At 43.6% G+C, this 23,418-nt stretch carries 22 protein-coding genes and 2 pseudogenes; 15 read left to right on the top strand and 9 right to left on the bottom strand.

All coding sequences use genetic code 11. The annotated features are described in order from the left end of the window. Positions 1–39: 39 nt before the first annotated feature. The 6 genes and pseudogenes from IKB69_RS02160 to IKB69_RS02135 form a co-directional block, all read right to left on the bottom strand. Positions 40–702: pseudogene (locus tag IKB69_RS02160) on the bottom strand (recombinase RarA); the annotation flags it as partial. 453 nt (positions 703–1,155) lie between these two features. Further along, positions 1,156–1,608: pseudogene (locus IKB69_RS02155) on the bottom strand (AAA family ATPase); the annotation flags it as partial. Beyond that, positions 1,605–1,844: a hypothetical protein gene (locus IKB69_RS02150; RefSeq protein WP_290945641.1), complete on the bottom strand. Its 240-nt coding sequence runs from the start codon at positions 1,842–1,844 to the stop codon at positions 1,605–1,607. The gene IKB69_RS02150 and the pseudogene IKB69_RS02155, both read right to left, overlap by 4 nt. Further along, positions 1,845–2,195 carry a helix-turn-helix transcriptional regulator gene (locus IKB69_RS02145; RefSeq protein ID WP_290945639.1) on the bottom strand — a complete coding sequence of 117 codons (351 nt, stop codon included), beginning with the start codon at positions 2,193–2,195 and terminating at the stop codon, positions 1,845–1,847. Between the two features lie 10 nt (positions 2,196–2,205). Then, on the bottom strand, positions 2,206–3,057 hold the full coding sequence (locus IKB69_RS02140; protein WP_290945637.1) for a DnaJ C-terminal domain-containing protein: 852 nt from the start codon (positions 3,055–3,057) through the stop codon (positions 2,206–2,208). Positions 3,058–3,199: 142 nt separating this feature from the next. After that, positions 3,200–4,096 carry a hypothetical protein gene (locus IKB69_RS02135; protein WP_290945635.1) on the bottom strand — a complete coding sequence of 299 codons (897 nt, stop codon included), beginning with the start codon at positions 4,094–4,096 and terminating at the stop codon, positions 3,200–3,202. A gap of 231 nt (positions 4,097–4,327) precedes the next feature. Between IKB69_RS02135 and IKB69_RS02130 the strand changes: the two genes are divergently transcribed. From IKB69_RS02130 to IKB69_RS02100, 7 genes are read left to right on the top strand one after another with little or no spacing between them, the layout of a single operon-like run. Continuing rightward, positions 4,328–4,816 (top strand): peptidylprolyl isomerase, encoded by a 489-nt coding sequence (locus IKB69_RS02130; protein WP_290945633.1) that lies wholly within the window; start codon positions 4,328–4,330, stop codon positions 4,814–4,816. 19 nt (positions 4,817–4,835) lie between these two features. Continuing rightward, positions 4,836–5,465 carry a lysophospholipid acyltransferase family protein gene (locus IKB69_RS02125; protein ID WP_290945661.1) on the top strand — a complete coding sequence of 210 codons (630 nt, stop codon included), beginning with the start codon at positions 4,836–4,838 and terminating at the stop codon, positions 5,463–5,465. A 4-nt stretch (positions 5,466–5,469) separates the two neighbouring features. Next, on the top strand, positions 5,470–6,447 hold the full coding sequence (locus IKB69_RS02120) for a hypothetical protein (protein ID WP_290945631.1): 978 nt from the start codon (positions 5,470–5,472) through the stop codon (positions 6,445–6,447). Continuing rightward, positions 6,447–6,998 (top strand): hypothetical protein, encoded by a 552-nt coding sequence (locus tag IKB69_RS02115; RefSeq protein ID WP_290945629.1) that lies wholly within the window; start codon positions 6,447–6,449, stop codon positions 6,996–6,998. The genes IKB69_RS02120 and IKB69_RS02115 overlap by 1 nt, the downstream gene beginning before the upstream one ends. A gap of 5 nt (positions 6,999–7,003) precedes the next feature. Beyond that, entirely contained in the window at positions 7,004–7,603 is a 600-nt protein-coding gene (locus IKB69_RS02110) for a hypothetical protein (protein WP_290945627.1), read from the top strand. Between the two features lie 5 nt (positions 7,604–7,608). Next, on the top strand, positions 7,609–8,847 hold the full coding sequence (locus IKB69_RS02105; RefSeq protein WP_290945625.1) for a metallophosphoesterase: 1,239 nt from the start codon (positions 7,609–7,611) through the stop codon (positions 8,845–8,847). A gap of 36 nt (positions 8,848–8,883) precedes the next feature. Continuing rightward, complete coding sequence (locus tag IKB69_RS02100) at positions 8,884–11,400, top strand: heavy metal translocating P-type ATPase (RefSeq protein ID WP_290945623.1); 2,517 nt, start codon at positions 8,884–8,886, stop codon at positions 11,398–11,400. 8 nt (positions 11,401–11,408) lie between these two features. Here IKB69_RS02100 and aroB read toward each other — a convergent pair whose 3' ends face one another. The 3 genes from aroB to fumC all read right to left on the bottom strand — a co-directional run bounded on the left by aroB (position 11,409) and on the right by fumC (position 14,868). Then, positions 11,409–12,482, bottom strand: coding sequence for a 3-dehydroquinate synthase (aroB, locus tag IKB69_RS02095; protein ID WP_290945621.1), 1,074 nt, complete (start codon positions 12,480–12,482; stop codon positions 11,409–11,411). Between the two features lie 327 nt (positions 12,483–12,809). After that, positions 12,810–13,469 carry a hypothetical protein gene (locus IKB69_RS02090; protein WP_290945619.1) on the bottom strand — a complete coding sequence of 220 codons (660 nt, stop codon included), beginning with the start codon at positions 13,467–13,469 and terminating at the stop codon, positions 12,810–12,812. 7 nt (positions 13,470–13,476) lie between these two features. Continuing rightward, positions 13,477–14,868 carry a class II fumarate hydratase gene (gene fumC, locus IKB69_RS02085; RefSeq protein WP_290945617.1) on the bottom strand — a complete coding sequence of 464 codons (1,392 nt, stop codon included), beginning with the start codon at positions 14,866–14,868 and terminating at the stop codon, positions 13,477–13,479. A gap of 155 nt (positions 14,869–15,023) precedes the next feature. Here fumC and IKB69_RS02080 point away from each other — a divergent pair, with 155 nt between their 5' ends. From IKB69_RS02080 to IKB69_RS02045, 8 genes are all read left to right on the top strand, one after another. After that, positions 15,024–16,421, top strand: a complete 1,398-nt coding sequence (locus IKB69_RS02080; protein ID WP_290945615.1) for an MATE family efflux transporter — start codon at positions 15,024–15,026, stop codon at positions 16,419–16,421. Then, complete coding sequence (locus tag IKB69_RS02075; protein WP_290945613.1) at positions 16,414–17,352, top strand: HAD family hydrolase; 939 nt, start codon at positions 16,414–16,416, stop codon at positions 17,350–17,352. The genes IKB69_RS02080 and IKB69_RS02075 overlap by 8 nt, the downstream gene beginning before the upstream one ends. A 266-nt stretch (positions 17,353–17,618) precedes the next feature. After that, positions 17,619–18,179 carry a pyruvate flavodoxin oxidoreductase subunit gamma gene (locus IKB69_RS02070; protein ID WP_290945611.1) on the top strand — a complete coding sequence of 187 codons (561 nt, stop codon included), beginning with the start codon at positions 17,619–17,621 and terminating at the stop codon, positions 18,177–18,179. A gap of 18 nt (positions 18,180–18,197) precedes the next feature. Next, complete coding sequence (locus IKB69_RS02065) at positions 18,198–18,596, top strand: 4Fe-4S dicluster-binding protein (RefSeq protein ID WP_290945609.1); 399 nt, start codon at positions 18,198–18,200, stop codon at positions 18,594–18,596. 3 nt (positions 18,597–18,599) lie between these two features. Continuing rightward, positions 18,600–19,823: a 2-oxoacid:ferredoxin oxidoreductase subunit alpha gene (locus IKB69_RS02060; protein WP_290945607.1), complete on the top strand. Its 1,224-nt coding sequence runs from the start codon at positions 18,600–18,602 to the stop codon at positions 19,821–19,823. 25 nt (positions 19,824–19,848) lie between these two features. Beyond that, a complete protein-coding gene (locus IKB69_RS02055; RefSeq protein WP_023930047.1) occupies positions 19,849–20,805 on the top strand; it encodes a thiamine pyrophosphate-dependent enzyme in 957 nt (318 codons plus the stop codon). Between the two features lie 114 nt (positions 20,806–20,919). Next, positions 20,920–21,699 (top strand): cysteine ABC transporter substrate-binding protein, encoded by a 780-nt coding sequence (locus IKB69_RS02050; protein ID WP_290945659.1) that lies wholly within the window; start codon positions 20,920–20,922, stop codon positions 21,697–21,699. A gap of 78 nt (positions 21,700–21,777) precedes the next feature. Beyond that, positions 21,778–23,109, top strand: a complete 1,332-nt coding sequence (locus tag IKB69_RS02045; protein ID WP_290945603.1) for a UDP-glucose/GDP-mannose dehydrogenase family protein — start codon at positions 21,778–21,780, stop codon at positions 23,107–23,109. The last annotated feature ends 309 nt before the right edge of the window (positions 23,110–23,418 follow it).

Raw genomic sequence — 23,418 nt, 5'->3', positions numbered from 1 at the left:
TACACTCCTTGTTTTTGTTTGCAGTGATTATAGTAGATTCTAAATTTGGTGGATTTTTGCTAGCCACTCGTTGAGTGTTTTCTCAAAGCCTTTTTGTGTTTGCTTGACAAATTGCAGTGGCTTTAGTAGGTATTGCTGCTTGACATAGCCGCCAAAATTATGGGGGTATTTGTAGGTTTTGGAATTAGGCAGGATATGCGGACTTATGGGCAAGATCTCACCTTGGCTTATGGCTTCTAGTGCTATATTGATGGCATTGTAGGCAGTGTTGCTTTTGGGACAGGAGGCTAGATAGATGACACATTGGGCTAGGATTATGCGCGCTTCTGGGTAGCCGATCTTGCTCACCGCTAGCATTGTGGAAGTGGCTAGGTTTAGGGCGTTTGGATTGGCATTGCCAATGTCTTCACTCGCTAGAATCACAAGCCTTCTAGCGATGAACTCGGGGTTTTCCCCGCCGGCAATCAGTCTTGCTAGGTAGTAGATACTTGCATCAACATCGCTACCGCGGATAGATTTAATGAGCGCGGAGGCTAGGTTGTAGTGAGTGTCATCTTCGCTTGTGCCATCATTTAAGCTTACGGGGCGTAAGGACTTGACATCTTCTAGGGTGATCGTATCGCTTAGGGCTAGCACTTCTAGGACATTAAGCATAGCGCGCCCATCGCCACCACTGCTTGAGATGAGGTAGGTGCAGGCTTCTTGGGTGATGGTTTTTAGCTGCTGCTTGGTGGATTGGGCTTTGTGCGATAAATCTTTGACTGCGTCGCGTGCGTTGCGGTCACATACCTCTAGTATGCGCCCTTGCACGCACTCGTAAAGCAAAGATTTCTCATCGCAAATCCTAGAATCCTTTGCTGGCTCGTTGAGAATTTGTGCCTCATCCCTAGAATCCACTTTTGTTAGTTTGGGTGTTGGATTTGAGTCCTGTGTTGGCTCGTTTAGATTCTGGGTATTTTCTTTAGAAAAGCTAGCATCCAGACTTTCACTACTTGTGTTCCTTCTGTCATTGTGAGCGTTGTCGCTAAGCAATGCGTGGTAATTCTTAGAATCCATTTGTGTTTGGCTAGATTCTAGGGCTTCAAAGGTAGAATCTATCTTTTCTATCCTAAGCTCCCTAAGTGCGCGCCCAAGCAGCTCCTCTAGCTCCTTTGCCTGCAATGGTTTAAACTCACAAAGCAAAGAGCGCGAGCGGATCGCATTTGTAAGCGTGTAGAAAGGGTTCTCTGTGCTAGCCCCTAGCACAATAGCACTTCTCTCTTCCATAATGGGCAGCAAGGCTTCTTGCTGGGGTTTGCTAAGTCTATGTACTTCATCGATGAAAATAAGCGGGGTAATGAGTGATTGCTCATAGGGTTTAAGCGCGCTGTGCAGGGAGTCTAGCTTAAATTTTGTGGCATTAAAGGGGAGAAAGACATCGCCTAACTCTTTGGCAATAAGTCTTGCTAGAGTCGTCTTCCCACTGCCCGGAGGTCCATAGAAAAAGCAGTGTGGCATTTGCTTTGCTGCTATAGCGCGACATAAGGGAGCGTTTTTGTGTAGCAGATGGCTTTGCCCTAGGAAGTCAGCTAAGGTTTGTGGGCGTAGAAGAGCGGCTAGATGGGTCATGGCGCGGTTATAGTGCTAGAATCTAAATGTTTAGATTCTAGCACTAGTTGTTTGTGGCAGGAGTTCTGTCCCCGTCTTTTTTCTTTAAAGATTTTAAGCATTATGATGGAGCTGTGGTTGCCTTGCAAAAACCGGGAGAGATTAGTAGCTTTAGCAGTGGTTACACCTTGCATAATTTTTGCGATATTGCCACACTGCTTGCCCAAAGCCAAGTCCATAAAATCCCCACTGCACATTTATTTACCCTTAAATATCATCAACTCATACGAGCTTTGTTTAATGGTCACGCTATTGTCTTTGTTTGCACTAGATCGTAGCTGCTCAATAATGCCATCTAACTCATCGAGTCGCTCCTTTAAGCGTAGGATAATATCCACACCCGCAAGATTTACGCCCAAGTCGCGCGTGAGTCGCAAAATTGTCTTAATTTTATCAATATCGCGCTGGGAGTATAGGCGCATTTTCCCCTCTGTCCTACCCGGCTCAATCAAGCCTTCTTTTTCATATTGGCGTAGAGTTTGGGGGTGGATTTCTAGGATTTTTGCTACAACACTAATGAGATATACAGGCTCATCATAGCTATACATTGCATACTCCTTATATCTCTAGTTCTTGCTCTAAGAGATCTTGCAAGGGCTTTGAGAGAGATTCTAGCTTAGGCAGGATAATGTTAGCACGCAAGTAAAGATCGCCTAGGGTCTGGGTTTTTAGGTTTTTTGCGCCTAGTTCTTTGACACGGAATTTTTGCGCGTTTTTGGTATTAGGTGGAATTTTTAGCGTAACTTCTTTGTATAAGGTGGGGATTGTTATCTTGCCACCAAAAAGTGCTGTTTTTAGCGGGAGATCAAAGTCTTGAGTAATATCATCGCCATTTCGCTCATACAGCGCGCTAGAATCTACTTGCACCTTTAGGATCAAATCCCCTCTACCACTACGCCCTGTGCGTCCTTTGCCACGCAGGCGGATACTTTTGCCATCGCTTATGCCAGCGGGGATTTTCATAGCGATCTGCTCGCCTTCGAGCACTATGCTATGCTTGCCCCCGGTGATAGAGAGCTCAAAGGGTATGCGTATGCTTGCTTGTATATCCAAATCCTGCTCAAACCCCCCAAATCCCGCGCCACCAAAGCCAAAGTTAAAGCCCCCTCGCGCGCCAAAAATCTGGCTTAAAATCTCATCAAGCCCAGCAGCTCCACCTTGTGCACGCGCGAAATCGCTGAAGTTTTGTCCGCCAAACACACTATCGCCAAATTGGTCGTATTGCTTGCGTTTTTGTTCATCGCTTAAAATTTCATAAGCAGCATTGATTTCTTTGAATTTTTCTTCTGCGATTTTTTCTTTATTGACATCGGGATGGTATTTGCGTGCTAGCTTGCGGTAAGCCTTTTTGATTTCATCTTGACTTGCATTTTCACTGACTTCTAGTGTTTGATAAAGACTTTTGCTCATTGTCTATCCTTAAAGAAAATTGTGTCTTTAGTGTGATTGTATCATAAAACTTTAGTGCTGGTGTATCAATTATGCCTGATATGCCTGAGTGTTAGACATTAGTGGCTTTACTATGGTATGACTAGATTCTACTAGCTAGAATCTAGCGTGCCTTTTTTGTGGCATTGGGTTTGCGGCAGAGATCTTGCACAAAACTGCTGATATAGAATCCACTTTTATCAATACCACATAAAAAGTCTTTAATCTCCTTGTAGCTTACAATTATGGGTGCAGTGGCGTTCCTAGGGATAGTGGCCACACCAAGTAGCTGCCCGTCTTTGGCGAAGAATGGTCGCCCAAAAATGATTTTCTGCGCATTTTTTATAGGGAGCTGCTTGGCGTTGTTTTTCAGCGTGATTATGCTGATGTTTGGGTTGTTAAAAGTCGTGGTAACGGTGTAGTAGTCGCTCGTGCGCATGGGCTTTGTGCTTGTAATATCGTAGGCATTATGGGCGAGAATCTTGCTATGGTAGTAGCTTTGGGAGCGGAGATTGCAGTAGTCATCAGTGTAGCCAGAGACTTCAAAAAGGCTCAAGCCTTGCACTTTATCAAGGGCTTTTAGGCGCAATTCTGCTATACAGATGAGATTTCCCGCGCTCTCATCGCGCATTTTTAGCAAGGTGTTTTTAGGATAAGCACTAGCATTATGTCCAAGTTCTGCAGAGGTTAGAAATAGATTGTTTGGCAGTAGCAGTCCAAATCCACTGCGGAAGCTTCCATCATCAAAGGAGACCATTATAAGTCCCACAGAGCGTATCCATGGGAATTTTTTTTGTACAGCTAAAAAGTCGTCCATACTTCCCACTTCCGTAATCACTCTATCTATTTGGCTAGATTCTGGCTCGTTTTGGTTTGCGGATTTTGGAGATTCTTTTTGTGCTTCCAAAGGGTCGCTAAGATCAGATTCTGAAGCATTGGAGATAAAGCATAGCCCCATCACAGCACAAAACACAAGTCTAGTGCATCTCTTGCCCCACTGCATAAATAAATCGTTGGACATAAATACCACCTTACTCCCTAAGAACATAACTCTCATAATGTTGCATATAGTCTCTTAAAAGCCACAATGCTTGGCTTTTAAGGATTCTCTGGATTTTAGATTCTAGTAAGGACAAACTCGCTAGAATCTAATGTTGCAAAACCACATTGACATAATTTATGGACATATATGGATGCTTAAACAATATGCTAAAGCTTTAGATTCTAGCATATTTACACTAAAGGATTTACTATGGAAGAGTTAAAAACTTTTGCCCCCACGCAAGAAGAGCTAGATTCTAGTGCGTATGCTAGGATAGAGACAAATAAGGGTATGATTGTTGTGAAGCTTTTTGGGGAGAGTGCGCCACAGGCGGTAAGCAACTTTGCTGCACTCGCACGGGATGGATTCTATGATGGGCTTACATTCCACCGCGTGATTGCTGGCTTTGTCGCGCAAGGAGGCTGCCCTAGGGGTGATGGCACAGGAGGTCCGGGGTATAGGATCGCCTGTGAGTTAAAGGGGAACCCACATCGCCACAAAAGAGGCGCGCTCTCTATGGCACATGCTGGGAGAGACACAGGTGGGAGCCAGTTTTTCTTATGCTTTGTGGATTTACCACATTTAGATGGGGAGCACACAGTTTTTGGGCAGATTGAAGATGAGCAGAGTCTAGCAGTGCTAGATAGCCTTAAACAAGATGATACGATCACAAGCATTACTATTTCTTCCAGCATATAGGTGCTAGAGCGCGAAATTGATGAATTGGAAGCGCAGGGTTATTGAAGCCATCGTCCCTAGGGTCGGCTGGATGGTGGTGTGGATTTTGTATGCGACAAGTCGCAATCGGTTTTTTATTGATGAGAGTTTGCAGTGTGAAAATACGATCCTAGCCTTTTGGCACGGTGAGATTCTTATGCTCCCTATGCTCTATCGTAAGCTTCGACGCCGCCCTAATATCTATATCTTATCAAGCAATCATTTTGATGGAGGGCTCATTGCCAAAATGTGCGAGTGCTTTGGCTTTGAGAGTGTGAGAGGTAGCACAGGATCTGGACATAAAGGCGGCGTGCGCGCGCTTTTGCAGCTCATTGCTGGGCTTAAAGCGGGCAAAGATGTGGGCATAGCTGTCGATGGTCCAAAGGGACCTTATCATCATATCGCTGATGGGGTGATAATGATGGCACAAAAAACGGGTAAAAAGATTAGCGTGTGTCGTGTAGTGCCGAGCTTGCGCTATGAGTTTGGGACTTGGGATAGGTTTTTGCTACCACTACCTTTTGGGAAAATATGCTATTATATGAGCGAAGGATTCGCGCTAGATCCGAGTCTTAGCCTAGAAGAAGCAAGAGAAGTGGTAAAAAAACAAATGCAACGCATACAAGGGTAGGTGTATGGGATTTTTTACTTCGATGGTGTCGCCATTTTTTAGCCAAGTGTTTATCGCAATCAATATTGATGCGATCACTTGTACGATAAAAATCATAAGAATCAAGCGAGACAAGCAAGTAGAATCCCTTACAAAAGAGTTTAAAACTACTGAAAACCAAATCCCAATGGAGGCTGTGAAACTTATAAGAAGATATAAGCATAGCTATCCTTTTACCTATGTGAGCGCGGTGATTAAGACACTCTCGCAGGGTGTAGTCTTACGGAAAGATTCTAGGGATTTTTTCGCTGGGAATCTTCGGGCGAGTGAGTGTGAGATTAGCAGTAGCGATACGATCCGTGTGTTTGCCAAGCGATCGATGATTAAGGAGTATTTGCGACGCTATGATGTGATTGGCGGGGTAGATTTTTTGTTTTCGCCGTTTTTGTTTATTGATAAAAATGCCCACGATATTCCAACTTTAGGTAACAATGTCTATGCGTTTTTGCAACGGAGCAATATTGCCCTTACGGTGGTGCATAAGGGCGTGGCGACTTTTAGTGGGTTTTTTATCGCTGAGGGTGAAGTGCCTATGCTTAATAAAGAGGAGCAAAGACCAGATATTGAGCTAAAGAATTTTGATGAGCTTTCTTTAGACGATGACTTTGATGAGTTTGCTAAAATCGCCCTAGATCCAAGCTTAGAGCATTTGCAGACAGATATGTTTATCCCCAATCTTGATGAGACAAAAATTGTCTATGATGATATGCCAAAAGCGAGAGTTATTAGTAAGATTCTCGCTGATGCGATCAAGGAGTATTATCAAAACCCTCTCTATCAAGGCGAGTTTATTGATAAGGTCATCTTGCTTGATGCGTGCAAGCTAAGTGATCAAGCACACGAGTTTATCGCCAAGGAGCTTATGCTAGAGATGGTGAAGAGAGACATTGATCTCCCTGATGTATTGATAGAATTTGCGCAAAGAGAGCTTAAAGGAAGATAATGGCACTAAGTTTTACTCGCCATAAGACCAAGCACATCTTTGCCAAGATCACTAAGATTTGGTGGCTGTATTTCGCGCTTACGATTGTGATTTTGCTTGGGTTTTATAGCTTTGTGGCAAGGGAGATTACTGTCTCTACAAAGCGCGCGCAAGAGTATCGAGCCAGCCAGCAAATCCTGCAACAAAATATCATCGATATTGATGAGTACTTTGAGCGGCTTGTATTTGAAGCTACGCTTGTGTATCAAAGAAGTGATAAAAACAATATTCGTCGTGATAAGTTGCATAATTTACTAGAGCTTATACCCGATAAAATCACCTTGCACTTTATAGAGATTAGCGATACTATGCTCGTGCTAAAGGGTATAACACCTTCAAAGGAGTTTTTCTACTTTGCCTTGCAAGATCCGCTTAAGGCAAACTTTGGACGATCTAATGTGAATTTCTACGCGCTATCAAATGGCTGGTATGAGTTCACCTCCATTAGTCACGCGCATACTCAAGCCACCAGAAAGGCAGAATCTCGAGCTGCTATAGACGACACTGAATAGGAGATATGATGAAAGCCCCTGCTACACGCTCTTTTAATAAAGTCGATACGGACTTGGTTATTCGTAATTTGATCTTTTGTATTTTGTATGTCAGTGTGATTCTCGGGTTTTTCAACTACTTGCTTTGGCCCACGATCATCGCCTTTAAATCACAATATATCCTAGAGCGCAGGGAAAAAATCATTTACACTGAAATCAAAAAGGGCTATGATAACGCTACCAAGCGCCTACAAGATTTCATCACAAACAATCGCGACTCTTTCTCAAAGCTTGATAATCAAAATGCCCTTCAAGAGATAGAGAATCTAATTGCTAAGTATCTTGACATAAAATCTGTCAAACAGCTTAGCCACACCACGCAGGCAAATGACCATACACAAAGTACTACCTATGTTTTCACCACCCAGACAAAAAATGTCGCTAATATGTGGCGGCTTATGGAACAGCTCTCTACCTTGCACACAAGCGTAGTGATCAACCCTCCTGTGCAAATTAATCGCGCCAACTTACAGACAGAAGTATATGACATAAGCTTTAGTCTAGAGATATTGAACAATACCTACCAAATCCCAGAGCAGACCAAAGAGCTAATTAAGCAGCTTTAATAGCAATGACACTAAAGATTCTAGCGATTGTCGCAGTAATATTTGGATTTTTGCTAGGGAGCAAGATTTATATTTATTGGCGATTATCGCGCACTTCGTTGGTGTTTTCTCGGTATAAAAAATCTCTTGCAAGCGCGCTTTTGCTGATGTTTATTTGTGAAGTTGGATTCTGGATTGTGGCAAAGGATCTGCGCTTCCACGATATAAGCTATGGACTTTTGGGGTTTTGTGTGGCGGTTACTTATTGCTTGTTTGTAGCGTGCTTATGTGTGGATATGGCGGTGGTTTGTGGCAGGGCATTATCTAGGGGGTTAAAGAGTAGATTACTAGAATCTAGTCAAGTAGATTCTAAGGGGCAGGCTATGTTAGAGCCTAAAGCAGAATCCAAGCTAGATTCTAGAGTGCCAAGATTGCCGTCACGGCGCAAGTTGTTAAAAAACTTGAACGATTTAAGTGTGTTTGGACTGTTTTTTCTCTTTTTCTTCACAAGTCGTAATAATGCCCTATGTACCCCAAAGGTGCGCAATGTCCAAATCCCGCTCCCTAAGCTAAAGCAGCAAAAACGCATTGCAATGATTAGTGATGTGCATATTGGACACATCCTTAAGGCTGATTTTTTAGAGCGTATTGTGGAGCGTATCAATGCGCTAAATGCCGATGTCATAGTGATTGTAGGAGATTTAGTTGATGATGATATAGCAAAAGTTGGCAAAGAGCTTGGCGCACTAAGAGAGCTTCGTAGCAAAGAGGGTGTGTTTTATGTCAATGGTAACCACGAATACTACCACGGAATTGTGCCTATAATGGAGTTTATGCGATCAAGTGGAGTGCGTGTGCTAGATAATGAGTCTTTAGAACTCAGTGGCTTTAATCTTGCTGGGGTTAATGACCTAGCGGGCTTGCACTTTGGCGAGTATATGCCAGATCTTGCGCGCGCTAGGCAGAGCCTAAATGCTAGCAAGCCCAGTATTTTGCTAGCACATCAGCCTAAATTTGCTAGGCTTTATGATGTGGGTGGTTTTGATTTAGTGCTAAGCGGACATACGCACGCAGGGCAAGTTTTCCCAATGTCGATTTTTGTTTGGCTTGATCAGCACTATATCCACGGACTATATCAGCACACTAAAGATACGAAGCTCTATGTCAGCTCTGGGGCAGGATTTTGGGGACCAAGCTTTCGCTTCCTAGCTCCTAGTGAAATTGCTTGCATTGATCTTGTGCTAGAATCTAGTACGATTGCCTAATGTTTCAAGTCATATTTGCTATATAAGGATCTCTCTATGCAAAAGCTCACCATAGCTATTGATGGTATGTCTTGTGCTTCTTGTGCTAACTCTATCACTAAGCATTTAAAATCTAAAGATCTTCTTGCAGATATTCATATCAACCTAATTGCCAAAACCGCTACCCTAACCTTGCAGGACTCCCAAAGCCTAGAGCCAATTTTTGCCGCTATCACAAAGCTAGGCTACAAGCCAGCTTTGTTGGGAGAAAATTTGGCTTGCGCGCACGGGCTAGAATCGCGGGCTTCATCGCTACGCTTTGTTAATAAGCCCCAAGCTTTATCTCCTTATACGCTTATAAAATGCAATTCTAGCTCCACAATCTTAGAGCCCCCGAGCGGTGATAGCAAGCAGCTTGAAAGCGAAAAATCCGCTTCCCTAGAATCTATGTTTGAAAAAGTAGATTCTAAAGGGAATACCATAAATGTCAATGAGCTGACAAAGGATTCTAGGATTGTAGATGAGAAATCAGAGGCTTGCAAATGCGTGCAAGAGCGTACACTTGAGGTGCGTAACCGCAGCACGCGTGAAGTAATCTACGATTTATCGCGTAAAACAAAATTCATTAGCATACAACACTTTCTCCATAAACATCGCGTGCTATTAAGCGGGGTTTGTGCGCTTATAGTACTCTATCTTGCTATGGCACCTATGTTGCTAGATTCTGCTCTTATTGCACCATTTAGCGATATGCGTGTGAATTTTTTTACCCAGCTTTTCTTAGCTCTTGCAAGTATGCATTTAGGGCGTGATTATTACTTCAAAGGCTTTAGGACACTGCTTGCCAAATCTCCTACAATGGACTCACTCATTGCCATAAGCACCACTGCCGCGCTTGCGTATAGTGTGCATAATGCCTTGCTTGGGCGCACGCATTGGTATTTTGAAAGCATTTGTGTGATTTTGTTTTTTGTGCTATTTGGTAAGGGCTTAGAGCAAAATGCCAAAGACACAACAAGCTCTGTAATACGCGCATTGCTTTTGGGCAATCTCTCGCAAGTGCTACGCATAGATACGCACAAAGAGTGCCAAATCTCCCCCCAAGAAATCCGCATAGGCGATAAGCTAAGGATTCTCCCCGCGCAGACGATCCCAGCAGATGGCATTGTGTATGATGGGGAAGGGGGCGTTGATGAGTCTATGCTTAGTGGTGAGGTGATCCCTGTTGAAAAAAGGGCAGGTGATAGGGTGTATGCTGGTAGTATCAACACTAATCGCGCTTTTATTATGCGGGCTACTAGCACAAGCGAACATAGCACGCTAGGAGCACTTGGCACGCTTGTGCAAGAGGCGATGAGTTCTAAGCCATCTATCGCTAAGCTAGCAGATGTGATTGCAGCATATTTTGTCCCGGCGGTGATCGCAGTCGCTCTAGTGGCGTTTGGTATTTGGTGGATGTGCGAGGGGGTGGATTTTGCCTTTGGCGTGTTTATTAGCGTGCTTGTAATTTCTTGTCCGTGTGCTTTGGGGCTGGCTACGCCTATGGCAGTCATGATAGGCACTGCGCTTGCCAATAGGCAAGGAGTATTCATTAAACAAGCGCAGAGTTTTGAGAAGCTTGGCAAGATTAGTGATGTGGTGTTCGATAAAACAGGCACGCTTACACAAGCCACTCTAAAAGTCGTAGCGGTAAAAAGTCTATGTAATCTTAGCGAGAGAGAGATCCTAGCTCTAAGTGCTGGGCTAGAAAAGGGGAGTGAGCATATCATCGCTAAAGCTATTATCCAAGAAGTCCAGCAGCAAGGGATTAAGCCAAGTGAGTTTGGGGAGTTTTGCGTGCGGGCAGGGTTTGGGATAGAAGCAATAAAGGGTGGCTACACTTACGCACTAGGAAATCAAGCGATGTTTGCAGGACAGATAGAGCGAATCACGCAAGAAGGGCAAGAGGGGTATATAGAAGTGTTGTTGGGGAAAAAGGTAGATTCTAGCTATGAGCTTTTAGGCATAATCACGCTAGAAGATACCCTAAAACCCAAGGTACAAGAGCTACTCCAAGCACTGAAAGACAAGGGTTTAACACCGCATATTCTAAGCGGAGATAGTGATAAAAACACCAAGCGCATAGCAGAGTCTCTAGGGGTTATGTGCTATCTAGCAGGTATTAAGCCAGAAGATAAGCTAGCTTATATACAAGAGCTTCAAAAGCAAGGTAAGGTTGTAATGATGGTAGGCGATGGACTCAATGATGTGGGTGCGCTAGCAGCAGCAGATGTCTCTCTAAGCTTCGCCGAAGCTAATGATGTAAGCAAAAACACCGCAGATATTATCATCTACCACAATGATATATTGCGCATACTTTTTGTAATGTCTCTATCTAAGAAAGTTATACAAAATATCCGCGAGAACCTAGGCTTTGCATTTGTTTATAATTGTATCTGCATACCGCTGGCGTGCGGTGTGCTCTACTACCCAGCACAGATTTTGCTAAATCCAATGATCGCGGCATTTGCGATGAGTGCTAGCAGTATATCCGTAGTGCTAAATAGCCAGCGACTTTGGAAGTATAGATTCTAAGTAGAAATCTAGCGCGCATAATGCTGCAAGCAAGAGAGAATTTGCTCTTTACTTAAATCATCGCGTAGGCTAAAGCTACCGATCCCTTCAGGCAGGATAAAGCGAAGCTTGTTGTTACTTGATTTTTTATCCAAGAAAAATGCTTGATAGAAAGCTTCTATATCATTGATACGATAGCTCCCATCCAAGCCAAACCGCGCTAGCACCGCGCTAATGCGCTTAGAATCTGCAGCACTTAGACTTCCAAGCTGCTGGGCTAGGGTGTTTGCCATAGCTATCCCTATAGCTACTGCTTCGCCGTGCAAGAAGCGTTTATAGTGTGTTTGCATCTCAATAATATGTGCAAAAGTATGTCCATAGTTAAGCGCGGCGCGGATATTGCTCTCTCTCTCATCTTGTTCTACAACTTTGGCTTTAATCTCTATGGATCTTTGGATAAGGGGCAAAAGCGCACTAGAATCTAAAAGCGCGCTTTTAGATTCTAGTGGCTCTAGTTTCTCTAGCTTTGTGAACGCTTGCTCATCAAAGCAGACAAAGACCTTTAGTACTTCTGCTAGCCCCGCTCTAATCTCACGCATAGAGAGTGTGTGTAAGAATCCTGTATCGATATAGACCGCACTTGGCTGATAAAAAAGCCCTATGAGATTTTTGCCATAGGCGTTATTGATCCCGCATTTCCCACCCACAGATGCATCAACTTGTGCAAGCAGAGTTGTGGGGATTGAGACATAGCTAATCCCTCGCTCAAATATCCCGCTAGCAAAGCCTACCATATCGCTTATTACTCCGCCACCAAGTGCGATCATTAGCGACTTTCTATCTAAGCGATTGGCAAAGGCACATTGTAGAATATGCTCGACACTCTGCATATTTTTATACTCTTCACCATCTGGTACGATGCAGACAGACACTTCTTGTGCTTGTATCTTTGGTAGTATCTTATGGAGATAGAGCCCAGCTATTTTTGGGTTGCTAACGATTAGGGCTTTGCTTTGGGATGTTATGCAGGTGTCATTGTGCAAAAACTCATCAATAACCACAGGATAAGAAGTGGTTGAAGTTTGGATAGTAAGAGTGGGCATAATCCTTCCTTAAAGAGTAAGACTTAAAGAGTAAGACTTTGATTGTAGTACATTTGCCTTAAGGGTAAGTTTAGATTCTAGGCTTTGTGGTGTTTTTGGCGTGTAGATTCTAGTTTTGTCATTGCCACGACTGCAAGTCGTGGCAAGCTATTTTGCATTTGGCTAGAATCTAGGCTTTTAGATTCTAGCTTGGTTTGATTCTTACTTAATGCTTGCTATCTTTTCTAGTATTTATTCTAGGGATTTTAAAGAAACTAGCACGGGCTATGCCTTATATCACTATCGGTAATAGCTGCCCTAAACTATGGGCAATGCTTGAGATAGAATCTAAAGGATTGTAAAAACGAGCTGGATACTTTGTGTAATGGACTCAAAATATGGATTACTAGGATAGAAGCTAATGCGATAAATCAGCTCAGCGTTAAGCGGAAACCACTTAAAAAGCGCGATCCCACTCTCCATATATCCGCCTACACTCTGTCCATAAGGATTGCTCTGCACACTAAGCCCACTGCCTAGCACAAAGGAAAATGGCGTAGGGTAGCCATCAGGCTTATCTTCGCAGTCTTTATGTGTCTGTATCGCTCCACTTGCACGGTGGTAGGGATTAGGAAAAGGATGGAGATACAAAAGCGCACCGATGTAGTGTGTGCTACGATCAAGCTTTGGAGAGTGGCTAAAGAGATAGCGCACTCTCCAACCATAATCAAGTTCCCTATCATCTTCTGGATTCATATACATTACTCCAGCACTAGCGCCTACAATTGGCGTGGTAGCCGTTTTTCGCGCTAGGTTTTTCGCGCTAGAATCTAGTGCATTGAAGTCTGCGCCCACGCCTGCGTGCAGAGAGATAATTTGCATAAGTGTACCGCCCCAAAATTTAAGCTGCTCAGATTGAGATTGACAAAGCGGAATAGCAAGAAGAGAAATAGGTGCAAGTATTAGGAGTAGGGCTAGCCTAGCTCCTAGGAGGCGAAAAGGGCGCATAAGATGCTTATGCTTTAGGTTTAATCATATTTTCTGGGACAACATATTTGTCGAAATCTTCCGCGCTTAGGAGTCCTAGCTCTAGGGCAGACTCTTTTAGGGAGATGTTTTTCTTGTGTGCATTTTTGGCGACTTTTGCGGCATTTTCATAGCCGATGTGTGGATTAAGCGCAGTTACCAGCATTAGAGAGTTGTGCAAGTTATGCGCGATTTTTTCTTTATTTGGCTCAATACCTACAGCGCAGTGGATATTGAAAGAGTGCATTGCATCTGCTAGCAAGTCAAGGCTTTGCAAGAAGTTATAAATAATCACTGGCTTAAAGACATTTAGCTCAAAATTCCCCTGCGAAGCTGCAAAGCCAATTGCCGCATCATTGCCCATAACTTGCACTGCTACCATTGTTAATGCTTCACATTGTGTGGGATTGACCTTGCCAGGCATTATGGAGCTTCCGGGCTCATTTTCTGGAATTAGTAGCTCGCCTAGCCCGCATCTAGGTCCGCTTGCTAGCCAGCGCACATCATTAGCGATTTTCATAAGATTTGCCGCTAGTGCTTTTAGTGCGCCGTGTGCGAAAGTGATGGCATCGTGGCTTGTTAGTGCGTGGAATTTATTTGGGCTTGAGACAAACTTCACGCCTGTGAAGTTGCTAAGCTCTGCGCTCACTTTTTCACTAAGCTCTGGGTGCGCATTTAGCCCTGTGCCCACCGCTGTCCCACCGATGGCAAGTTCTCTTAGCGTAGGTAAAGAAGAGATGATTTGCTCGCGTGAGTGCTCAAGCATCGAAAGATAGCCACTAAATTCTTGTCCAAGAGTGAGGGGGGTGGCATCTTGCAAATGTGTGCGCCCGATTTTTACGATGGAGTCAAACTCTTTTACCTTTTTGGCAAAAGTATCGCGTAGAGCTTCTAGAGAGGGAAGTAGCTTTTTTTCTAGCTGGATTACAGAGACGATACTCATTGCCGTGGGGAAAGTGTCATTAGAGCTTTGGCTCATATTGACATCATCATTTGGGTGGATTTTTTTCTCCTTGCGGAAGTCTGCCCCTAGAATCTCGCTGGCACGATTAGCGATGACTTCATTTATATTCATATTGCTTTGTGTGCCAGAGCCTGTCTGCCAAATAGCCAAAGGAAAGTTGTCATCAAACTTACCAGCAATGATTTCATCACACGCTTGCACGATGGCGTTTTTTTTCTCATCATTAAGCTTGCCTAGGTCGTTATTCACCACTGCAAGCGATCGCTTAAGTTTTGCAAAGCTATAAATTAGCTCTTTGGGCATTTTTTCTACGCCGATTTTGAAGTTTTCAAAGCTTCGTTCTGTTTGCGCTCCCCAATATTTGTCATTGGGTACTTTTACTTCGCCCATTGTGTCGTGTTCAATACGAAATTCCATAGCCAACTCCTTCGGTTTAAGATGGGAGATAGTGTAGGGCATTTTGCGTAAGAATTTACTTAAATGGCGCAAATATTGGGCGCTTAGTGGTGGGCAAGCATTAACTCATCATTGCTATAATGCACGATTATCTTTGTGTAATCTATGGATGGATAATGATTGCTACAGGCTTGGATCTTAAAAAAGATTCTATCATCAAGCTATTTTTCTACTATTTTATCCCTGCTCTTTGTGCGATGCTCGCTCTCTCTACTTACTCTACGATTGATGGGATCTTTGTGGGACGAAAGATTGGCACAGATGGTTTGGCTGCCATTGGTGCGTGCTGGGCGGTGTTCCCCGCTTGTATCGCATATGAGCTGCTTTTTGGCTTTGGTGGGGCGGCAATTGTGTCGTATTTTTTGGGTAAGGACCACGCTGCTAGGGCAAGGCTCGTGTTTAGCTCAATTTTTTACTTCGTGGCGCTTAGCTCGGTGGTTATGGGCGTGCTGGGCTTTGTGCTTGTTGATGAGATTTTGATCTTCCTTACGCGTGGCAAGGAGATTTCTAATGAAATACGCGCATTTGCTAGAATCTATCTGCAAATTACTTTCCTTGGTATGCCATTTTTGATCTTGCATCCATTAAGCGATATTTTTGTCGTGAATGACAAACGCCCGATTTTAGGTATGTTTGCGATGATTTTGGGATCAGCAAGTAATATCGCACTTAATTATGTGTTTTTGTTTGTGCTTGATATGGGGATTGAGGGAAGTGCGCTTGCGACTATTTTGGCGCACGCGATAGGATTTAGCGTACTGCTTGGTCATTTTGTGCGCAAAAAGGGCGCGTTGTTTTTTGTCCCTAGGTTTTCCTTTGTCGCGATTATTTCTTCGGCTAAAAGTGGCTTGCCAGAGAGTATATCCGAGCTTTCAGCAGCTGTTGTAATGGTGCTGTATAATGGTGCGCTTTTAAGTATAGCAGGAGATACAGGGCTTGCGGTGTATAGTGTGGTGCTGTATTGCGGGATTGTGTTTTTTACGATTTTGCTCTCTGTTTCTCAGTCCTTGCAACCCATTGCTAGCTTTAATTACGGAGCTGGTAATTTTGCTAGACTGCGTTACGCACTTGGCTTTGCACTTGTTGCAGTGGTGCTTATCGGGCTTTTACTTTATGGACTGTTTTTTGCTTGCGCGCCGTATTTTGTGGCATTTTTTGTCGATTCAAGCGATAGGGTGGCTATTTTAAGCGTGCAAGCGATGCATATTTACTACATTGGCTATGTACTATTGGGGATTAGTATGGTGTGTGCAATCTTTTTGCAATCCATCCAACGCACAATAAGCTCTATTGTCATTACAATTTGTTACACATTTTTGTTTATCGCATTACTTTTGCCCCCTTTAAGTGAGCGTTATGGATTAGACGGGGCGTTTGCAAGCTATCCTGTGGCGCAGGCGTGTGCACTTCTTGTGGCTACGCTTGTTATGGGCTATGAGTTACGCTACGGCATTTTATCTGGTAATGCTCCAAGCGGCAGGACATTGTGGAAAAGGAGAAAACATCGTGTTTAGCTGGAAAAAATTTCACAATACAAAGCAGGCAGATGAGAGTGTGGATTCTAGGTCTGAGGAGATGAGTGCGCATATCGAGCTTAAGGAAGAGCCTAAGTACCCAAGCACACAAGACACAATCGAGCTAAAGGAATTACCAGAATCTAAGAGTATTGAGTGTGCGCAAGGAGTCTTTGAGTTAAAGCTAGACTCTAGTGAGCCGCATATAGTAAGAAAGCCTGCTTTAAACCTAGGCAACGAGATAAAAGCGGATTCTGGTGAGCATGAGAAATATGTCTTGCTCTTTGATTTAGATGGGACGCTTCTAGATTCTATCGATGGCATTTATCATAGCTTCACTCACGCTTGTGGTGTGGAATTTTCCCCCACTTTAGATGAGGTGCGCTCGCTCATTGGGCTACCACTTGCGGAGATGTTTGTAAAGATAGGGTTTGATAGTAAAGAAGCGCAAAATAGGGCAATTTTGTATAAAAATCATTACAGGAAAATTTATCTACAAGAAACGAAGTTGTTACCAAATGTAATAGAATCTCTTATTATGGCAAGTGGCTTTGCGCACCTTGGGGTGGTTACGACAAAGACCGCGCTATATTCTAAGCATATTTTGCAGCATTTCGATATTTTGCGGTTTTTTAAAGTTGTTATAGGCAGTGAAGATGTGCAGCACCCAAAGCCTAGCGCAGAACCGATTTTAAAAGCTCTTTATTCTTTGCCTATTACACCAAAGGAGCAGGTATTTATGATTGGTGATACAATTTATGATTTAGAAGCAGCGCAGAATGCGCAGATCAATGGTGTGTGGGTGCGTAGCGGCTATGGCGTGGGGCTAGAATCTAGGGCTACGGCAAGCTATGATGGTGTTTATGAGGCAGTAAGTGCTATCCGCGTACAAGCCAAGCAGTATGAAGAGGGATGGCACACGACAGAATAGGATTTAAAAATGTAGCAAAGCGTAGCAACTAGCTATGCAAACTGAGTAAAATAGCGAGATTCACTAGATTCTATCTAGTCGCGAGTGCTGGGAATATTTGTTACGATTATATACATTTTATGAGAGTTTTCTACACTTTTGGTGGGTGTGGATTCTCAATTTATAGTTGTTTTAGCAACAAGGTGGTAAGATCTCGGCGTTTCCACAGTCTTTAGACATTTTGTGTGTAAAGGATTGAAACATCACCTTTAAGTCAAGGAGAATCTATGCTAGAGATACGATGGCATTCGCGAGCGGGTCAAGGTGCAGTAACAGGTGCCAAAGGACTTGCTGATGTGGTAGCAACAACAGGGAAGGAAGTGCAGGCATTCGCGCTCTATGGGTCAGCTAAGCGTGGTGCGGCGATGAGTGCATATGATAGGATTGATGATTGTCCGATTTTAAACCACGAGAAGTTTATGGAGCCAGATTATGTGCTAGTGATTGATCCGGGTATTGTGTTTATCACCGATATTTGTGCCAATGAGAAGCCAGAGACAAAATACATTATCACAACCCATCTCTCAAAAGAAGAGTTAATTGCGAAAAAGCCTGATTTGCAAGGTAAGACACTTTATACACTTGATTGTATTCAAATCGCGCTTGACACAATTGGCAAGCCGATACCAAATGCCCCTATGCTTGGCGCATTTGTGAAAATTTCTGGGATTTTGGAGCTTGATTATTTTAAAAAGGCTTTTACAAAAGTGCTTGGCAAGAAGTTGCCACAAGCAGTGATTGATGCAAATATGGAAGCCATACAGCGCGCGTATGATAGCGTGCAATAGCTACTGCAAGGAGATAGTATGAAAGATTGGACAGAGTTAGAAATTGGGTCCGTGTTGTTTCCTTTTGAAAAAGATGGGGTAGAGACTTTGCGGCAGCATAATAATGAGCGAAGTTATACGAAAGAAAGCTCCTATGGCACGAGTGTGGCGCATTGGCGCATTGATAAGCCTGTGCATAATAGTGAGATTTGCATCAATTGCTTTAACTGCTGGATGTATTGCCCTGATGCGGCGATTTTGGTGCGCGATGAGAAGCTAAAGGGTGTGGATTATATGCACTGCAAAGGCTGTGGCGTGTGCGTAGATGTTTGTCCGACTAATCCAAAATCTCTGCTAATGTTTAATAACCACGAGATAAATGAAGTAGCCCTTAGTAAGTGGCCAGCCAAAGAAGAAAAGAAAAAAAGAGAGGAGTAAGCTATGCCAAAAGTTATGGAACTTGACAAAGTGGTTGTATGGGATGGCAATATGGCGGCGTGTCAAGCGATGCGCCAAGCCCAAATCGATGTAGTCGCAGCTTATCCCATCACGCCTTCAACACCCATCGTGCAAAATTATGGGACTTTTATGAGCAATGGCTACATTGATGGTGAGTTTCTGCTTGTAGAATCTGAGCATGCGGCAATGAGTGCTTGCGTAGGCGCGGCAGCTGCTGGTGGGCGTGTGGCGACTGCGACAAGCTCGCAAGGATTTGCACTGATGGTAGAAGTGCTTTATCAAGCTTCTGGTATGCGCTTGCCAATTGTACTAAATCTTGTTAATCGCGCGCTTGCATCGCCGCTTAATATCCATGGCGATCATTCAGATATGTATCTAGGGCGCGATGCAGGCTGGATCAATCTTTGCGCGATGAATCCTCAAGATGCGTATGATCTTAATCTCCTAGCTTTTAAAATCGCTGAGGATATGCGCGTGCGGATTCCAGTTATTGTCAATCAAGATGGCTTCCTATGCTCTCACACTGCGCAAAATGTCCGCCCTTTAAGTGATGAGCAAGCTTATGCATTTATCGGCGAGTATAAGGAGAAAAATCCTCTATTTAACTTCGAGCACCCAGCTACCTATGGTGCGCAAGCAGAAGAAGAGTGGCATTATGAACACAAAGCACAGCTACATAATGCGCTTATGCACTCACAAGCCGTCATCGAAGAGGCATTTAGCGCGTTTAAAATGCTTGCAAATAGGGAGCATAAAGTCGTAGAAACTTATGATATGGATGATGCAGAAGTGGCTATTTTTGCACTTGGGACCACAGCAGAATCCGCCCGTGTAGCGGCAAAAACTGCGCGTAAAAATGGCATTAAAGCAGGGGTTGTGAGTGTCAAAGTATTCCGCCCATTTCCCTACGCACTTGTGGGTGAAGCACTAAAGCACACAAAAGCGGTTGGTATTATGGATAAGAGCTTGCCTGCTGGTGCTATGGGAGCGTTGTTTAATGAAGTTGCCGCGGCATTGTATCAGGTGCCAGATTCTGCGCACCCTGTGCTTGGCAACTACATCTATGGTTTAGGTGAGCGCGATATTACGCAGGTGGATTTGGTAGGGATATTCTGCGAGCTAGAGAAAAATGCTAAAACTGGTAAGCTCACGCACCCCACGCAGCAGTTTATCGGCTTACGCGGTCCAAAAATGAGCTTTTACTAATGTAGAGAAGTTGTAAGGAGAAGTTATGGTAAGAGAAGTAAAAAACTTAAAGCAATTTTCCAAAGCGGCGGAGAAGTTTGAGGGTTCCCATATTTTGTGCCCGGGCTGTGCGCATGGGATTATTATTAGAGAGGTGCTAAATGCCGTTGAAGGACCTATTGTTATTGGCAATTCTACGGGATGCCTTGAAGTCTCTACGGCGGTCTATCCGCATACTTCTTGGGATGTGCCTTGGATACATATTGGCTTTGAAAACGGCTCTACTGCGGCAGCTGGGGCAGAGACTATGTATCGTGCATTAGCAAAAAAGGGGCGATATAAGGGCGAGAAGCCTAAGTTTGTCGCCTTTGGTGGTGATGGTAGTACTTATGATATTGGGTTCCAGTTTATTAGTGGCTGCTTTGAGCGCGGACATGATATGACTTATATCTGCCTTGATAATGAAGTCTATGCCAACACCGGTGGGCAGCGATCAAGCTCTACGCCCATTGGCTCTAGCACTTCAACAACGCCCGCTGGGAGTGCCAGCTATGGAAAAAAGGAACGCAAAAAAGATATGCTTTTTGTAATGGCAGCGCACGGTAGCCCCTATGTCGCTCAAGTAGCTCCAAACAAGTGGAAAGATATGAACAAAAAGATCAAGCAAGCCATTGACACAGAGGGACCAACTTTTATCAATGCGATGAGTGCTTGCACGACTGAATGGCGATTTGAGTCTAATAAGACGATTGATGTTTCTGATCTCGCGGTAGATTCTCTGGCATTCCCACTTTTTGAAATCATTAATGGCAAGGAGGTGCATATTACCTATCGTCCTAAAAATATTATCCCTGTGCGGGACTATCTTGGCGCACAAGGGCGATTTAAACATTTATTTAAGCCAGAAAATGCCCATATCATCGAAAAATTCCAAAAAGAAGTCGATGAGCGATGGGAGCATTTGCAGAGAATGGAAGAAGCCAATAAGATTGTAGTGGGGTAGGCTCCGCTAGACTCTAACTAGAATCTAGCAATCAGGAATCATATAGAGAATATGTAAGGAAAGCATATGAAAAGTGTATTGCGTATAATTTTTGGTTTAGGGACTGTGTGGGCTATGGCTATGTTAAGTGGGTGTGGCGAGGGTCAATCAGGCGCAAGTACATTGGAATCTATCAAGCAAAAAGATAGTATTATTATCGGAGTTTTTGGTGATAAGCCACCCTTTGGCTATGTTGATGAAAAGGGGCAAAACGCTGGCTTTGATGTGTATATCGCTAAACAAATTGCCAAAGACTTGCTTGGTAGTGAAGAGAAAGCGCGCTTTGTGCTTGTGGAAGCGGCTAATCGTATCGAGTTTTTGAAGTCTGATAAGGCTGATATTATGATGGCAAATTTCACACGCACAGATGAGCGTGTAAATCAAGTGGATTTTGCCAATCCATATATGAAAGTGTCATTAGGCATTGTAAGCAAAGATGGCGTAGTTACTGACATAGCGCAGTTACAAGGCAAAACACTCATTGTCAATAAGGGTACGACAGCAGACTTTTACTTCAGCAAAAATCACCCAGAAATCAGGCTACTAAAGTTTGAGCAAAATACCGAGACTTTCGCAGCCTTGCAAGATGGTAGGGGCGATGCACTAGCACATGATAATACCCTACTCTTTGCTTGGGCAAAAGAAAATCCAAGCTTTGCAGTTGGGATTAAAGAGCTTGGGGAGATTGATGTGGTAGCTCCAGCGGTTAAAAAGGGCAATGTAGAGTTGCTTGAGTGGCTTAATGAAGAAATGAGACAATTGCAAAAAGATAAATTTCTAGTAAAGGCTTATGAAGAGATACTTGCGCCAATTTATGGTGATCTTGTAGAAGCGCGTGATGTAACATTTGAGTAGGAAGAGCTTTGGTATAGAGAGCTTAGACAGTTTTGTGTGCTTGTAGAGTTGTTATGTTACTTGGTTAAGGATTGATATATGAGAGTTACGATTATTGGGAGTGGGTATGTCGGCTTGGTGGCTGGGGCGTGTTTTGCGCAAATGGGCAATAATGTAACTTGTCTTGACATTGATAGAGACAAAATCGCCAAATTACAAAAGGGTATAGTGCCTATTTATGAGCCGGGTTTAAGCGAGATGATTGTAGAAAATCAAGCCAAAGGCACTTTGTCTTTCACAGATTCAAAGCTTGAGGCAATTGCGCAAGCAGAAGTGATTTTCATTGCTGTGGGTACGCCTATGGGCGATGATGGTAGTGCAGACTTGCGCTTTGTGCGTGCTGTTGCACAAGATATTGGTGAGCACTTGAATGACTACACGATAGTTGTCGACAAATCCACTGTACCTGTGGGGACTGCTAGAGAAGTGCGCTCAATCATTGCTAAAGCCTTAGAATCTAGGGGTAAGGATGTGGAGTTTGCTGTGGTGAGCAACCCAGAGTTTTTAAAAGAGGGCGTGGCAATTAAGGATTTTATGAGTCCAGATCGTGTGGTGATAGGGAGTGATTGCACCAAAGCCTTAAGTGTTATGCGCTCTTTATATGCGCCATTTTTGGTCAAATCTGATCGCCTTATCGCTATGGGGATAGAATCTGCAGAGATGACAAAATATGCGGCAAATGCAATGCTAGCGACAAAAATTAGTTTCATCAATGAGATGAGTCAAATCTGTGAGCACGTGGGGGCAAATATCAATGATGTGCGCCAAGGCATAGGCAGTGATTCGCGCATAGGATATAGCTTTATTTATCCGGGCTGTGGCTATGGTGGGAGCTGTTTCCCAAAAGATGTCAAAGCTTTAGAGAAAACCGCTCTTGATGCAGGCTATACGCCTAGAATCTTGCAAGCAGTCGATCAAGTCAATGATGCACAAAAACAGCTGCTTGCGCAAAAAATTTGTAAGAAGTTTGGGCAAGATCTTTCAGGAAAGGTTGTCGCTGTGTGGGGGCTTGCCTTTAAGCCAGAGACAGATGATATGCGAGAAGCAAGCGCACTTGTGTTGATAAAAGAGCTAGTAAGTAGAGGGGCTAGAATCCAAGCCTATGACCCAAAAGCCACCGAGCAAGCACGCTTCTATTTGCAAGAAAATTTAGATTCTATCACTTTTGCCACAAGTAAATATAACGCGCTAAAAAATGCCGATATGCTCGTGCTTGTTACCGAGTGGCGCGAGTTTAGAAGCCCAGATTTTGATGAGATCAAAAAGCTTTTACGCACGCCTGTGATTTTTGATGGGCGCAATATTTATCATAGCCTTGATTTAGCATCTAAGGGCTTTGCATATTATCAAATTGGTGTGCAAGGTGCATAATCCGCGCCTATGGTATGTTATATGCGGGGGAGTATTAGGGGTTATGTTATCAAGCCTAGTGTGAGTTTTGAATATAAGCTACAACGCACTTGATAGCTTTGCGCCCAAGCAAGAAAAGAGTGTGTGATCAAGTGGTGAAAGTGCGTACGCGTGGATTGCTAAATCAAGCTACAGTGTTGTGTGGGGATTTTTTAGAATATATGGGTGTTATGTGGCTTGCGTGGCTACATTATCACGACTTAGTCTAGTTGCTAATACTCAAGCTCTCTCTTAGAATCTCTTATGCAAAGCCATACATTTTGCTTGTAG

This window comes from Helicobacter sp., from assembly GCF_017502485.1.
Taxonomy (GTDB): Bacteria; Campylobacterota; Campylobacteria; order Campylobacterales; family Helicobacteraceae; genus Helicobacter_B.
The sequence above is the reverse complement of the archived record's forward strand: the minus strand, read 5'-3'. Positions and strand labels throughout refer to the sequence as shown.

What these genes read in the sequence shown, in the direction of transcription:
- IKB69_RS02140 (WP_290945637.1), bottom strand. Translation starts at nt 3,057, where the DNA reads ATGAGCAAAAGTCTTTATCAAACACTAGAAGTCAGTGAAAATGCAAGT.
- IKB69_RS02065 (WP_290945609.1), top strand. Translation starts at nt 18,198, where the DNA reads ATGAAAGATTGGACAGAGTTAGAAATTGGGTCCGTGTTGTTTCCTTTT.
- aroB (WP_290945621.1), bottom strand. Translation starts at nt 12,482, where the DNA reads ATGCCCACTCTTACTATCCAAACTTCAACCACTTCTTATCCTGTGGTT.
- IKB69_RS02120 (WP_290945631.1), top strand. Translation starts at nt 5,470, where the DNA reads ATGGGATTTTTTACTTCGATGGTGTCGCCATTTTTTAGCCAAGTGTTT.
- IKB69_RS02130 (WP_290945633.1), top strand. Translation starts at nt 4,328, where the DNA reads ATGGAAGAGTTAAAAACTTTTGCCCCCACGCAAGAAGAGCTAGATTCT.
- IKB69_RS02135 (WP_290945635.1), bottom strand. Translation starts at nt 4,096, where the DNA reads ATGTCCAACGATTTATTTATGCAGTGGGGCAAGAGATGCACTAGACTT.
- IKB69_RS02050 (WP_290945659.1), top strand. Translation starts at nt 20,920, where the DNA reads ATGGCTATGTTAAGTGGGTGTGGCGAGGGTCAATCAGGCGCAAGTACA.
- IKB69_RS02070 (WP_290945611.1), top strand. Translation starts at nt 17,619, where the DNA reads ATGCTAGAGATACGATGGCATTCGCGAGCGGGTCAAGGTGCAGTAACA.
- fumC (WP_290945617.1), bottom strand. Translation starts at nt 14,868, where the DNA reads ATGGAATTTCGTATTGAACACGACACAATGGGCGAAGTAAAAGTACCC.
- IKB69_RS02110 (WP_290945627.1), top strand. Translation starts at nt 7,004, where the DNA reads ATGATGAAAGCCCCTGCTACACGCTCTTTTAATAAAGTCGATACGGAC.
- IKB69_RS02090 (WP_290945619.1), bottom strand. Translation starts at nt 13,469, where the DNA reads ATGCGCCCTTTTCGCCTCCTAGGAGCTAGGCTAGCCCTACTCCTAATA.
- IKB69_RS02080 (WP_290945615.1), top strand. Translation starts at nt 15,024, where the DNA reads ATGATTGCTACAGGCTTGGATCTTAAAAAAGATTCTATCATCAAGCTA.
- IKB69_RS02115 (WP_290945629.1), top strand. Translation starts at nt 6,447, where the DNA reads ATGGCACTAAGTTTTACTCGCCATAAGACCAAGCACATCTTTGCCAAG.
- IKB69_RS02105 (WP_290945625.1), top strand. Translation starts at nt 7,609, where the DNA reads ATGACACTAAAGATTCTAGCGATTGTCGCAGTAATATTTGGATTTTTG.
- IKB69_RS02125 (WP_290945661.1), top strand. Translation starts at nt 4,836, where the DNA reads ATGAATTGGAAGCGCAGGGTTATTGAAGCCATCGTCCCTAGGGTCGGC.
- IKB69_RS02150 (WP_290945641.1), bottom strand. Translation starts at nt 1,844, where the DNA reads ATGTGCAGTGGGGATTTTATGGACTTGGCTTTGGGCAAGCAGTGTGGC.
- IKB69_RS02055 (WP_023930047.1), top strand. Translation starts at nt 19,849, where the DNA reads ATGGTAAGAGAAGTAAAAAACTTAAAGCAATTTTCCAAAGCGGCGGAG.
- IKB69_RS02100 (WP_290945623.1), top strand. Translation starts at nt 8,884, where the DNA reads ATGCAAAAGCTCACCATAGCTATTGATGGTATGTCTTGTGCTTCTTGT.
- IKB69_RS02045 (WP_290945603.1), top strand. Translation starts at nt 21,778, where the DNA reads ATGAGAGTTACGATTATTGGGAGTGGGTATGTCGGCTTGGTGGCTGGG.
- IKB69_RS02060 (WP_290945607.1), top strand. Translation starts at nt 18,600, where the DNA reads ATGCCAAAAGTTATGGAACTTGACAAAGTGGTTGTATGGGATGGCAAT.
- IKB69_RS02145 (WP_290945639.1), bottom strand. Translation starts at nt 2,195, where the DNA reads ATGTATAGCTATGATGAGCCTGTATATCTCATTAGTGTTGTAGCAAAA.